Source organism: Actinokineospora sp. PR83 (assembly GCF_021056305.1).
GTDB classification, from domain to species: domain Bacteria; phylum Actinomycetota; class Actinomycetes; order Mycobacteriales; family Pseudonocardiaceae; genus Actinokineospora; species Actinokineospora spheciospongiae.
In genome coordinates, this window is sequence record NZ_JAJCXD010000010.1 from 51,158 (window position 1) to 66,039 (window position 14,882).

Sequence of the window (14,882 nt, forward strand, 5' to 3'; positions counted from 1 at the left end):
CCGTCAGGAGACGACCCGTGCCACAGAACGCAGGAGACCCCGCCGTGCGCAAGACAGACCCCGCCGTGCGCAAAGAACAGTCCAAAGTGGAGGACATCCTCCCGCTCTCGCCCCTCCAGGAGGGGTTGCTGTTCCACGCGCTGTTCGACGCGGACGCCCAGGACGTCTACACCGTCCGGTTCGCCTTCGACCTGGCCGGGCCGCTGGAGGCTGGCGTGCTGCACGCCGCCGCCGACGCGCTGGTGGCCAGGCACGCGGTGCTGCGGGCGGGGTTCCGGCAGAAGAAGACCGGCGAGACCGTGCAGGTCGTCTCCCGGTCGGTGTCGGTGCCGTGGCGGGTCGTCGACCTGAGCGGGGTGCCCGCGGTCGGGCAGGCCGCCGCCGCGCTGCGGGAGGCCGAGGCCGACCGCACCACCCGGTTCGAGCTGGAGTCGCCGCCGCTGGTGCGCTTCACCCTGCTCAAGCTGGCCGCCGAGCGGCACCGGCTGCTGGTGTCGCACCACCACATCCTGCTCGACGGCTGGTCCATGCCGGTGCTGGTGCGCGAGCTGTTCGCCCTCTACGCCGAGCGCGGCGCCCGCACGTCCCTGCCCGTGGTCACCCCGTACCGCGAGCACCTCGCCTGGCTGGCCGGTCGCGACCGCGACGCCGACGCCAAGGCGTGGGGGCGGGTGCTCGACGGGCTCGACGAGCCGACCCTCGTCGCGCCCGTCGACCCCGCCCGGGCCCCGGTCGAGCCGGGTCGCCTGGAGGTCTCCCTCGACGCCGGGCTGACCGCCGCCCTCGCCGCCACCGCCCGCGCCTACGGGCTGACGATGAACACCGTCGTGCAGGGCGCGTGGGCGCTGGTGCTCGCCGCGCACACCGGCCGCGACGACGTCGTGTTCGGGTCCGTGGTGTCCGGGCGCCCCGCCGACCTGCCCGGCGTGGAGTCCATGGTCGGTCTGTTCATCAACACCGTCCCGGTCCGGGTGCCGCTCGACCCGGCCGCGACCATCGCCGAGACGCTGGCCGCGCTGCGCAAGCAGCAGACCGAGGTGCTGGGCCACCAGCACGGGCGGCTGGCCGACATCCGCACCGCCACCGGCCTGGGCGAGCTGTTCGACACCCTCGCCGTCTACGAGAACTACCCGCTGGACCCCGACGCGCTGCGGCTGCCCGGCACCGGCCTGACCATGACCGGTGTCGAGGCCCACGACGCCACCCACTACCCGATGGTGCTCGTCGCACTGCCGGGCGACGCCCTGCGACTGCGCCTGGACCACCGCGCCGACCTGGTCGACGCCGCCACCGCCCGCGGTGTCCTGGACCGGGTGCTGCGCGCGCTGACCGCGATCGCCACCACCCCCGAGGCGCTGACCGGCTCGGTCGACCTGCTCTCCGACGACGAGCGCGACCGCGTGCTGCGCCGCTGGAACGCCACCGCCGTCGAGCTGCCCCGCCTGACCTTCCCCGAGCTGTTCGGCTCGGCCGTGACCTGGTCGCCGGATGCGCCCGCCCTCGTGCACGGCGCCACCACCCTGACCTACGCCGAGGTCGACGCCGCCGCCAACCGCCTCGCCCGGCTGCTCGTCGAGCGCGGCGTCGGCCCCGAGGAGCGGGTGGCGCTGGTGCTGCCGCGCTCGCCGGAACTCGTCGTCGCCGTGCTCGCGGTGACCAAGGCGGGCGGCGCGTACCTGCCGATCGACCCGGACTACCCGGCCGACCGCATCACCTTCACCCTCACCGATGCCAAGCCGGTCCTCGTGATCACCGCCGAGGGCGTGGACTGCCCGGGCACCGGTGTCTCCCGGCTGCTCATCAGCGAGCCGACCGGCGCCTACCCGGCCGACGCCGTCACCGACGCCGACCGCACGGCGCCCCTGCTGCCCGAGCACCCCGCGTACGTCATCTACACCTCCGGCTCGACCGGGGTGCCCAAGGGCGTCGTCGTGCCGCACTCCGGGCTGGCCGCGTTCAGCCGGTCCTGTGTGGAGCGCTTCGCCGCGGACGCGGGCAGCCGGGTCCTGCAGTTCTCCTCGCCCAGCTTCGACGCGTTCGTCCTGGAGCTGTGCACCGCGTTCGGCGCCGCCGCCGCGCTCGTCGTCCCCGACCGCGGGCCGCTGGCGGGCGAGGTGCTGGCCGAGGTGTTGGCCGAGAACCGGATCACGCACGCGCTGATCCCGCCCGCCGCCCTGGCCAGCGTGCCGCCGACCGCCCTGCCCGACTTCACCTCGCTGGTCGTCGGCGGCGACGCGACCTCCGCCGAGCTGGTCGCGACCTGGTCGGCCGGGCGCCGCATGGTCAACGCCTACGGGCCCACCGAGGCCACCGTCGCCGCCACCACCAGCGGCCCGCTGGTGCCCGGCCGGGTCCCGCCGATCGGCAGCCCGCTGTGGAACACCGTCGTCCGCGTGCTCGACAACGCCCTGCGCCCGGTGTCCCCCGGCCGCGTCGGCGAGCTGTACATCGCGGGCGGCGGCCTCGCCCGCGGCTACCTGGACCGGCCGGGGCTGACCGCGTCGCGCTTCGTCGCCGACCCGTTCGGCGGGCCGGGTTCGCGGATGTACCGCACCGGCGACCTCGTCGCCTGGACCCCGGACGGCGAGCTGGAGTTCCACGGCCGCTCCGACGCGCAGGTCAAGGTGCGCGGGTTCCGGATCGAGCTGGGCGAGATCGAGTCCGTGCTGCGCGGGCACCGCAGCGTCGACCAGGCCGCCGTGCTCGTCCGCGAGGACCGGCCCGGGGTGCGCAGGCTCGTCGCCTACGTCGTCCCCGCGGCCGGTGAGACCACCGACAGCGACGCGCTGCGCGCCCACGTCGCCGCTGCCCTGCCGGAGTACATGGTGCCGGTCGCGGTCGTGGCGCTCGACGCGTTCCCCATGACCGCCAACGGCAGCAAGCTCGACCGGGCCGGGCTGCCCGCGCCGCGGCTCGGCTCGACCGGCGGCCGCGCCCCGGAGACCGAGACCGAGCTGGTGCTCGCCGGGCTGTTCGCCGAGGTGCTCGGGGTGGCCGAGGTGGGGGCCGACTCGGGCTTCTTCGACCTCGGCGGCGACAGCATCATGTCGATCCAGCTCGTCAGCCGCGCCCGGCGGGCCGGGCTGGTGCTGACCCCGAAGGACATCTTCGCCCTGCGCACGGTCGAGGCGCTGGCCGCCGCCGCGCGCCCGGCGGACGAGGCCGCCGCGACCGACCCCGACGCCGGGCTCGGCGCCGTCCCGCTGACCCCGATCGCGCACTGGCTGCGCGAGCACGGCGGCCCGGTCGACGGCTTCCACCAGTCCACCCTGGTCCGCGTGCCCGCCGGTCTCGACGTCGCGCACCTGCGCACCGCCGTGGCCGCCCTGCTCGACCACCACGACGCCCTGCGGCTGCGGCTGACCCGCACCGGTGGGCACACCTGGGGCCTGGAGGTCCCCCCGCGCGGTTCGGCGACCCCGAGCGTGTCCACTGTGGACGCCACCGGTGTCGGAGCTGACGGCGTGGCCGCGCTCGTCGAGGCCGCCGCCCGCACCGCCCAGTCCCAGCTCTCCCCGGAGCGCGGCGACCTCGTGCGCGTCGTGTGGTTCGACCGGGGCACCGAGCCCGGCCGCCTGCTCGTGCTGGTGCACCACCTCGCCGTGGACGGCGTCTCCTGGCGGGTGCTGCTGCCGGACCTGGCCGCGGCCCACGCCGACGCCGCCGCGGGCCGCGTCCCCGCCCTCGACCCGGTCGGCACCCCGCTGCGCCGCTGGGCCGAGCGCCAGGCCGCCGCCGCCCACGACCCCGCGCGGCTGGCCGAGATCCCGTTCTGGACCGAGGTCCTGCGCGCCGACGAGCCGCTGACCCCGGCCCTGGACCGCGCCCGCGACACCGTCGCCACCGCCCGCGACCTGAGGGTGGAGCTGCCCACCGACGTCACCGCCGCGCTGCTGGCCGAGGCGCCCGCCGCGTTCCGCGCCGGGGTGCAGGACGTCCTGCTCGCCGCGCTCGCGCTGGCCGTCGCCGACTGGCGCGGCCGTGACACCACCCTGCTCGACCTGGAGGGCCACGGCAGGCACGAGGGGACCGACGGCACCGACCTGTCCCGCACCGTCGGCTGGTTCACCACCATGCACCCCGCCCGCCTCGACCTCGCCGGTGTCGACGTCGCCGACGCCCTCGCGGGCGGCCCGGCGGCGGGCACCGCGCTCAAGCTGGTCAAGGAGCAGCTGCGCGCGATCCCCGACCACGGCACCGGTTTCGGCCTGCTGCGCCACCTCAACCCGCAGACCGCGCCGATGCTCTCGGGCACCGCGACCCCGCGGCTGGGCTTCAACTACCTGGGCCGCTTCACCGCCGTCGACGCCGACTGGGCGCAGGCCCCCGAGGCCGCCGGTCTCGGCGGCGGCATCGACCCGCAGACCCCGCTGCCGCACGCGCTGGAGGTCACCGCCGTCACCGAGGACCGCGCCGACGGCCCCCGGCTCGCCACCACCTTCGCCTGGGCGGGCGAGGTCCTGGCCGAGGACGACGTGCGCGCCCTGGCCGAGCGCTGGACCCGCGCGCTCACCGCCCTGGTCGCCCACGCCACCACCCCCGGCGCAGGCGGCGCGACCCCGTCGGACTTCCCGCTGGTGTCGCTGACCCAGACCGAGCTGGACGCCGTCCTGCCGACCGTGCCCGAGGGCGCCGAGCTGCTGCCGCTGTCGTCGCTGCAGGCAGGCCTGCTGTTCCACTCCCTCTACGACCAGGGCTCCGACGTCTACACCGTGCAGCTCGCGGTCGACCTCGTCGGGCACCTCGACGTGGCGGCCCTGCGCGCGGCCGCCACCGCCCTGCTCGCCCGCAACCCCGGGCTGCGCACCGGGTTCCGCCACGACGGCCTGACCACCCCGGTGGCCTTCGTCCCCGTCGACGTGCCCACCCCGTGGCGCGAGGTGGACCTGTCCGACGCGGGCGACGGCGAGCTGGAGCGCCTGCTGGCCGACGACCGCGCCGCCGGGTTCGACCTGGCCGCGCCGCCGCTGCTGCGGTTCACCCTGGTGCGGCTCGGCGCCGACCGGCACCGGTTCGTGCTGACCAACCACCACGTCCTGTTCGACGGCTGGTCGATGCCGCTGCTCGCGGGCGAGCTGTTCGCCCTGTACGCGGGGGAGACCCCGGCCGTGGCCCCGGCCCCGGCCGAATACCTGCGCTGGTTGTCCACCCAGGACCGCGACGCCGCTCGCCGCGCCTGGGGCGAGGTGCTGGCCGGGGTGCAGGAGCCGACGCTGATCGCCCCCGCGGGCAGCCGCGAGCCCGCCGTCCCCGCCCGCCACGTCACGCGGGTGCCGCTGGAGCCGCTGACCGCCTTCGCCCGCGCGCACGGGCTGACCCTCAACACCGTCGTGCAGGGCGCGTGGGGCCTGCTGCTGGCCGGGCTCACCGGCCGCAGCGACGTCGTCTTCGGCGCCACCGCCTCCGGTCGCCCGGCCGAGCTGCCCGGCGTCGAGGCGATGATCGGCCTGTTCATCAACACGCTGCCGGTGCGGGTGGCGCTGCGCCCCGACGAGACCCTGCGCGGGCTGCTGTCCCGGTTGCAGGAGCAGCAGGCGTCGTTGCTGGCCCACCAGTACCTCGGCCTGACCGAGGTGCGCGAGATCGCGGGCACCACCGAGCTGTTCGACACCCTGACCGTGTTCGAGAACTACCCGCTCGACCCCGCCGCCGTCCGGCTGCCCGGGGGCCTGCGCGCCGAGTCGGCCGAGGTCGACGACAGCACGCACTACCCGCTGACCCTGATCGCCCTGCCCGGCGACGACCTCGGCCTCACCCTGGACTACCGGGCCGACCTGATCGACGCCGCGGGCGCCGAGGCCATCGCCGCCCGGCTGACCGGGCTGCTCGCCCTGCTCGTCGCCGAGCCCGACCGGCTCGTCGGCCAGGTCGACGCCCTCACCGCCACCGAGCGCACCCGGCTGCTGGCCGCCGCCCGCGGCACCGGGCGCGCGACCCCGACCGACACCGTGCACGAGCGGTTCGCCGCCCAGGTCGCCCGCACCCCGGACTCCGTGGCGCTGGTCGCGGCCGACACCGAGATCACCTACGCCGACCTCGACGCCCGCGCCAACCGCCTGGCGCACCGGCTGATCGGCCTCGGCGTACGGCCCCAGGACTCCGTCGCGCTGTTGCAGCAGCGCTCGGTCGACCTGGTCGTGGCGACCCTCGCCGTGCTCAAGGCGGGCGCGGCCTACGTCCCGCTCGACGCCCGCAGCCCGCGCACGCGGCTCACCGCCGTCCTGGCGACCACCGGCGCCACCGCCCTGCTGACCGACCGCGCCCTGCGCGACGACCTGCCGGACAACGACTGCCGCGTGCTCGTCGTCGACGACGACCCCGGCCTGGCCGGGCAGCCCGACACCGCGCCGGTCGTGCCCGCCCACCCGGACTCGCTGGCCTACGCCATGTTCACCTCCGGCTCCACCGGCATCCCCAAGGGTGTCGCGGTCACCCACCGCGACGTGCTCGGCCTCGCCACCGACAGCGCCTGGGACACCCCCAACCAGGACCGGGTGCTGCTGCACTCCCCGCACGCCTTCGACGCCTCCACCTACGAGCTGTGGGTGCCGCTGCTGTCCGGGCGCGTGCTCGTCGTCGCCCCGGCTGGCGACCTCGACCTCGCCGAGTTGGCCGCGGTCATCCGCGACGGCGCCATCACCGGCCTGTGGCTGACCGCGGGCCTGTTCCGGCTGCTCGCCGAGGAGGACCCGGCCTGCTTCGCCGGGGTGCGCGAGGTGTGGTCCGGCGGCGACGTCGTGCCCGCCGCGTTGGTGCGCAAGGTGCTCGCGGCCAACCCCGGCCTGGTCTTCGGCGACGGCTACGGCCCCACCGAGACCACCACCTTCGCCACCTGCCACCGCATCGCCGACCCGGAGGCCGTCGGCCAGACCGTGCCCATCGGGCGCCCGCTCGACGGGATGCGCGCGCACGTCCTCGACGACCGGCTGCGCCTGGTGCCCCCGGGTGTGGCGGGCGAGCTGTACGTCGGCGGCCTCGGCGTCTCCCGCGGCTACCTTGGCCGCCCCGACGCCACCGCCGAGCGGTTCGTCGCCGACCCGTACGGCCCGGCTGGGGAGCGGATGTACCGCACCGGCGACGTCGTGCGCTGGACCGGCGACGCCGACCGCCCGGTGCTGGAGTTCGTCGGCCGCGCCGACGAGCAGGTCAAGATCCGCGGCTTCCGGATCGAACTGGGCGAGATCGAGGCCGCCATCGCCGCGGTCCCCGGCGTCGCGCAGGTCGCCGTCGTGGTCCGCGAGGACCGCCCCGGCGACAAGCGCCTGGTCGCCTACCTCGTCGGCACCGCCGACACCGGGGCGCTGCGCGAGCACGCCGCCGCCGAGCTGCCCGAGTACATGGTGCCCGCCGCGTGGGTCCGGCTGGACACGCTGCCGCTGACCGCCAACGGCAAGCTCGACCGCCGCGCGCTGCCCGCGCCCGACCTGAGCAGGGACAAGGCGTCCCGCGCCCCCCGCGACCCCCGCGAGGAGGTGCTGTGCGCGCTGTTCGCCGAGGTCCTCGGCGTGCCCGAGGTCGGCATCGACGACGGGTTCTTCGCCCTCGGCGGGCACTCGCTGCTCGCCACCCGCCTGGTCAGCCGCATCCGCACCCGGCTCGGGGTGGAGGTGGCGGTGCGCGCGCTGTTCGAGGCGCCGACCGTCGCCGGGCTCGGCGCCGCGCTCGACGAGTCGGCCCGCGTGCGCACCCCGCTGGCGCCCCGGGTCCGGCCCGAGCTGGTGCCCGCCTCCTACGGGCAGCGCAGGCTGTGGTTCCTCGACCGGCTCGAGGGCGCGGACTCCCCCTACAAGATCCCGATCGGCCTGCGGCTGCGCGGCACCCTGAACGTGCCCGCGCTGACCGCCGCGCTCGCCGACGTCGTCGGCAGGCACGAGGTGCTGCGCACCGCCTACCCCGAGGTCGACGGCGAGCCGGTGCAGGTCGTGCTCGACACCGACGCCGCCGCCCCGGACGTGGTGGTGCGCGAGCTGACCGAGGGCGCGCTGCGCGCCGAGGTGCTGGCCGAGGTCGCCCGCGGCTTCGACCTGGCCGCCGAGGGCCCGCTGCGGGCCACGGCGTTCCGCGTCGCCGCCGACGAGTGGTTCCTGCTGGTGGTGCTGCACCACATCGCGGGCGACGGCTGGTCGATGGCGCCGCTGGCCCGCGACCTGTCCACCGCCTACACCGCGCGGCTCGCCGGTGTGAGTCCTGTGTGGACCCCGCTGCCGGTGCAGTACGCGGACTACGCGCTGTGGCAGCGCGAGGTCATGGGCTCCGAGGACGACCCGGCCGCCCCGATCGCCCAGCAGGCCGCCTACTGGCGCGAGACGCTGGCCGGGCTGCCCGACGAGCTGGAGCTGCCGACCGACCGGCCGCGCCCCACCGCGCCCACCTACGCGGGCGGCACGATCACGTTCGACCTCGACGCCGGGCTGCACGCCCGGCTGACGGAACTGGTCGCCGACGGCCAGGCCAGCCTGTTCATGGTGTTGCAGGCCGCGCTGTCGGCCCTGCTGACCCGGCTCGGCGCGGGCACCGACATCCCGCTGGGCTCACCGATCGCGGGCCGCACCGACGAGGCGCTCGACGAGCTGGTCGGGTTCTTCGTCAACACCCTGGTGCTGCGCACCGACACCTCCGGCGACCCGACCTTCCGCGAACTGCTCGGCCGGGTCCGCGAGACCGTGCTGGGCGCCTACGCCCACCAGGACCTGCCGTTCGAGCGGTTGGTCGAGATCGTCAACCCGCCGCGCTCGATGGGCCGCAACCCGCTGTTCCAGACCCTGCTGGTGCTGCAGAACAACCAGACCGGTGAGCTGGGGCTGCCCGGCCTTCAGGTCGCGGTCGAGCCGACCGGCGCGCACGCCGCGCAGTTCGACCTGTCGCTCGACATCACCGAGCGCTCCACCGACGGCCGCCCCGGCGGCATGGCGGGCCGGTTCGACTACAGCGCCGAGCTGTTCGACGAGTCCACCGCCCGGGCGATCCTGGACCGCTTCACCCGGCTGCTGCGCGCCGTCGCCGAGGACCCCGAGCTGCGCCTGGGCGCGATCCCGGTGCTCGGCGACGACGAGCGCGAGCGGCTGCTGACCGAGTTCACCGACACCGCCGCGCCGCTGGACATCGCGGGGTCGCGGGGGATCGTCGAGCGGGTCCACGCGCTGGCACTGTCCACCCCGGACGCTGTCGCGCTGGTCGACGACCACGGCGCGCTCACCTACGCCGACCTCGCCGCCCGGGCGGGCGCGCTGTCGACCGAGCTGGCCGACGCCCGCACCGGCGACATCGCCGCGGTGCTCTCCGACCGCCACCGCCTGGTGCCGACCGCCTTCCTCGGCGTGCTCGGCGCGGGCGCCGCCTACACCCCGCTCGACCCCAAGGCGCCCACCGCCCGCTCCGCCGGGCTGTTGCGCGACAGCGCCGCCCGCTGGCTGCTGGTCGAACCGGCCCGCGCCGACCAGGCCGCCGACCTCGCCGCCGAGGCGGGCACCGGGGTGCGGGTCGTCGTCCTCGACGAGGAGCTGCTCGGCCGCACCGGGCCGCTGCCCGCGGTGCGCGGCGACGACCAGGACCTCGCGTACGTCATCTTCACCTCCGGGTCCACCGGCAAGCCCAAGGGCGCCATGGTGCACCGGCTCGGCATGGTCAACCACCTGCTGAGCAAGGTGGAGGACCTGGGCCTGACCCCGGCCGACGCCCTGGTGCAGAACGCGCCGCTGTCGTTCGACATCTCGGTGTGGCAGATGCTGGCCGCGCTCGCCGCGGGCGGCACCACCAGGATCGTCGGCGACACCACCGCCCAGGACCCCGACGCCCTGTTCGCCCTGACCCGCGACGAGCGGGTCGACGTGCTGGAGGTCGTGCCGTCGCTGCTGCGCACCGCCCTCGACGCGTGGGACACCGGCGCCGAGGTGCCGGACCTGTCGGCGCTGCGGTACCTGGTCGTCACCGGTGAAACCCTGCCCGCCCCGGTGTGCGAGCGCTGGTTCGCCCGCTTCCCCGGCATCCCGCTGGTCAACGCCTACGGGCCCACCGAGTGCTCCGACGACGTCACCCACGCCGTGCTGGAGTCCACGGCCGACATCCCCGGCACCCGGGTGCCCATCGGCCGGACCATCCGCAACACCCGCCTCTACGTCCTCGACGACCAGCTCAACCCGGTGCCGCTCGGCGTCGTCGGCGAGCTGTGCGTCGGCGGGGTCGGCGTCGGCCTCGGGTACCTCAACGACCCGGAGAAGACCGCGCGGGCCTTCGTCACCGACCCGTTCGGCACCGACCCCGGCGCCCGGCTCTACCGGACCGGCGACCGCGTGCGGTACCTGCCCGACGGCAGGCTCGAATTCCTGGGCCGGGTCGACCACCAGGTCAAGATCCGCGGCCAGCGCATCGAGCTTGGCGAGGTCGAGGCCGCGCTGCGCGGCCTGCCCGGGGTGTCCGACGCCGTCGTCGCCGTGCACGCCGACCCGGCCGGGCAGAACCGGCTCGTCGGGTACGTGCTCGGGGTCGAGTCGGCCACCGGCCTGCGCGACGCCCTCGGCGCGGTGCTGCCGGAGGCGATGGTGCCCTCGGTCGTCGTCGCGCTGGCGGAGTTCGCGCTGACCCGCAACGGCAAGGTCGACCGCTCGGCCCTGCCCGCGCCGGACTTCGGCGCCTCGGCCACCGGGCGCGCCCCGCGCACCCCGGCCGAGCACGTGCTGTGCGCGGTGTTCGCCGAGGTGCTGGGCGTGCCGTCGGTCGGCGCCACGGACGACTTCTTCGACCTGGGCGGGCACTCGCTGCTGGCCACCCGCCTGGTCAACCGGGTGCGCGCGGTCATGGGCGTCGAGCTGCCGGTCCGGGCCCTGTTCGAGGGACCGACCCCGGCGGCCATCGCCGAGCGGCTGGCTGGCGCGTCCGGTTCCCGGGCCGCGCTGGTGCCCCGGCCCCGGCCCGAGCGGGTCCCGCTGTCGTTCACCCAGCGCAGGCTGTGGTTCCTCAACCGGCTGGAGCCGGGGTCGGGCGCCTACAACGTCCCGCTGGCGCTGCGGCTGGAGGGCGCGCTCGACGTGCCCGCGCTGCGCGCCGCGCTGGCCGACGTCGTCGGCAGGCACGAGACCCTGCGCACCCGCTTCCCGGACGTCGACGGCGAACCGCACCAGGCCGTCACCCCCGCCGACGGGGCCGCGCCCGCGCTGCCCGTCACCACCGGGCTGACCGCAGACGCCGTTGACGCCGCCGTGCTGGAGCTGTCCCGCCGCGGCTTCGACCTCGCGGTCGACCTGCCGCTGCGCGCCGAGCTGTTCGAGGTGGGCCCCGACGAGCACGTGCTGGTGCTGGTCGTGCACCACATCGCCAGCGACGGCGGCTCGGCGGGCCCGCTGGCCCGCGACCTCACCGCCGCCTACACCGCCCGCCGCGCGGGCACGGCACCGACGTGGACGCCGCTGCCGGTGCAGTACGCGGACTACTCGCTCTGGCAGCGCGACGTCCTGGGCACCGACGACGACCCCGACAGCCCGTTGTCGGCGCAGCTCGCCCACTGGCGCACCGCCCTGGCGAACCTGCCCGAGGGCATCGAGCTGCCCACCGACCGGCCGCGCCCGGCCACCTCGGACTTCGCCGCGGGCTCGGTCGACCTGGCCCTGCCCGCCGAGCTGCACGCCCGGCTCGACCGGCTGGCCCGCGCGCACTCGGTCAGCCTGTTCATGGTCGTGCAGGCGGCGTTGTCCGCCCTGCTCACCAGGCTCGGCGCGGGCACCGACATCCCGCTCGGCTCGCCGATCGCAGGCCGGGTCGACGAGGCGCTCGACGGTCTGGTCGGGTTCTTCGTCAACACCCTGGTGCTGCGCACCGACACCTCCGGCGACCCCACCTTCGCCGAGCTGCTGGACCGGGTGCGCGAGACCGACCTGGCCGCCTTCGCCCACCAGGACCTGCCGTTCGAGCGGCTGGTCGAGGCGCTCAACCCGCCGCGGTCGATGACCAGGCACCCGCTGTTCCAGGTGGTGCTGTCCTTCCAGGGCCACACCGGGGTCGACGCCGAGCTGCCCGGCCTGCGGCTCACCGGCCTGCCGGTGAGCACCGGCGGTGCCAAGTTCGACCTGACCGTGCACCTGGCCGAGCACCGCGACGACGACGGCACCGCCGCCGGGGTCGCGGGCCGGGTCGACTTCCGCCGCGACCTGTTCGACACCGAGTCCGCCCAGGCCATCGGCGACCGGTTGGTCCGCTTCCTGGCCGCCGTCGCCGACGACCCCGGCACCCGGCTCGGCGCGGTCGACCTGTTCGACGGCGCGGAGCGGCAGCGGGTCGTCGTGGACTGGAACGACACCGCCACCACCGACCCGGTGCTGCCCGCCCCCGCGCTGTTCGAGGCGCAGGTGGACCGCACCCCCGACGCCGTCGCGGTCATCGACGGCGACCGGGAGCTGACCTACGCCGAGCTGGACGCCCGGGCCAACGCCCTGGCCCGGTACCTGCTCGACCGCGGCGTCGGCCCGGAGCGGTTCGTCGCGGTGGCCCTGCCGCGCTCCGCCGAGCTGGTCACCACCCTGCTCGCGGTGCTCAAGGCGGGCGGCGCGTACGTGCCGGTCGACCCGGACTACCCCGCCGAGCGGATCGAGTTCATGCTCGCCGACACCCGACCCGAGCTGCTGATCACCGACGCCGCCACCGCCGCGCGGCTGCCCGCCACCCCGGACACCCGGCGCCTGCTGGTCGAGGACCTCAACACGGGCACCGACCCGGACCGCCCGGCGCCGCCCGCGCTGCGCACCCCGGCGTACGTCATCTACACGTCGGGTTCCACCGGGCGGCCCAAGGGCGTCGTCGTCGAGCACTACTCGCTGGCCGACTACCTCGGGTTCGCCGGGGCCGCCTACGACGGCGTGCGCGGCCTGGCCCTGCTGCACTCGCCGATCTCGTTCGACCTGACCGTCACCGCCACCTACGTCCCGCTGGTCACCGGCGGCACCGTGCAGGTCACCTCGTTCGAGGAGGCCGACGCGGCGACCGTGGCCAGGCTGCGCGAGCGGCCCGCCACGTTCGTCAAGGCGACCCCGAGCCACCTGCCGCTGCTGGCGGCGCTGCCCGGGGAGTACTCGCCGACCACCGAGCTGCTGCTCGGCGGGGAGCTGCTGCTCGGCGAGCTGGTCGACCGGTGGCGGGCGGTGAACCCGGGCGCGGCCGTGCTCAACATGTACGGCCCGACCGAGACCACGGTCAACTGCAGCCAGTTCCGGGTGGAGCCGGGCACCGAGATCGGCCCCGGCCCGCTGCCCATCGGCGGGCCGCTGGACAACACCCGCTTCTACGTCCTGGACGACCGGCTGCGCCTGGTCCCGCCCGGCGCGCCCGGCGAGCTGTACGTCGCGGGCAACGGCCTGGCCCGCGGCTACCTCAACCGCGCGGGGCTGACCAGCTCCCGGTTCGTCGCCGACGCGTTCGGCGTCCCGGGGGAGCGGATGTACCGCACCGGCGACGTCGTGCGCTGGAACCGCGACGGCACGCTGAGCTTCCTGCGCCGGGTCGACGACCAGGTCAAGCTGCGCGGCTTCCGGATCGAGCTCGGCGAGGTGGAGGCCGTGCTGGCAGGCCACCCCGCCGTGGCCAGGGCGACCGTGATCGTCCGCGAGGACCGGCCCGGGGACCAGCGGTTGGTCGCCTACGCCGTGCCCGCCGCGGACGCCGCGGCAGACCCCGCCGCGCTGCGCGCCCACGTGGCCGGTGAGCTGCCGGAGTACATGGTGCCCGCCGCGGTCGTCGTCCTCGACGAGCTGCCGCTGACCCCCAACGGCAAGGTCGACCGGTCGGCGCTGCCCGCCCCCGACCTCGCCGCGGGCACCGGCCGGGCGCCCCGCCACCAGCGGGAGCGGCTGATGGCCGAGCTGTTCGCCGAGGTGCTGGCCGTGCCGTCGGTGTCCATCGACGACGGGTTCTTCGCCCTCGGCGGGCACTCGCTGCTGGCCACCCGCCTGATCAGCCGCGTGCGGCAGGTCTTCGGGGTGGAGCTGGGGGTGCGCAGCCTGTTCGAGGCGCCCACGGTCGCGGGCCTGGCCGCCCGGCTCGACCAGGGCGACGACCCGGCGGGCGCGTTCGACACCCTGCTGCCGCTGCGCGGCACGGGGGGCGCGGCGCCGCTGTTCTGCCTGCCGCCCGCGAGCGGGTTCGGCTGGTCCTACGCCGGTCTGCTGCGCCACCTCGACCCCGAGGTGCCGATCTACGCGCTGCAGTCGGCCGGGCTCGCCGAGGACGTCGCGCTGCCGACGAGCGTGGCCGAGACCGCGGCGGGGTACCTCGCCGACATCCGCTCGGTCGCCCCGCACGGCCCCTACCGGCTCCTGGGCTGGTCCTACGGCGGCGTGGTGGCCCACGAGGTCGCCGCCATGCTGGAGGCCGACGGCGAGCGGGTCGAACTGCTGGCGCTGCTCGACTCGTTCCCCAAGACCGACGCCGAGCGCGCCACCGACCGCGTGGTCGACCGGCGCGAGCTGTACGAGGCCATGCTCGACCTGGCCGGGTACGACCGCTCCGGCCTGGCCGACCCGCTCGACGAGACCGCCGTGGTGGCGCTGCTGCGCGAGCAGGGCGGCGTCCTGGGTGACCTCGACGAGCGGCAGCTCACCGCCCTGCACCGCGTCTTCACCAACAACACCGCCCTGGCCAGGGAGTTCACCCCGGCCCAGGTCGACGCGGACGTGACCCTCTTCGTCGCCACCGAGGACGAGGACACGGCGGGTGGCGGCGGACCCGTCGAGGACCGCTGGGCCCCGCACCTGCGCGGCGCGCTGACCCGCGTCGACGTCGCGGCCCGGCACAACGACCTCACCCAGCCCGCGCCGCTCGCCGCCATCGGCGCCGTGCTGCGCACCCTGCTCACCCCCTGACCCACCCGACCCCATCGCACGACAACCCCGAGGAGAACC

1 protein-coding gene is annotated in these 14,882 nt (G+C 75.9%); it reads left to right on the forward strand.

All coding sequences use genetic code 11. The features are described from left to right. Positions 1-44 precede the first annotated feature (44 nt). On the forward strand, positions 45-14,843 hold the full coding sequence (locus L6E12_RS03150; protein ID WP_236226350.1) for a non-ribosomal peptide synthetase: 14,799 nt from the start codon (positions 45-47) through the stop codon (positions 14,841-14,843). The last annotated feature ends 39 nt before the right edge of the window (positions 14,844-14,882 follow it).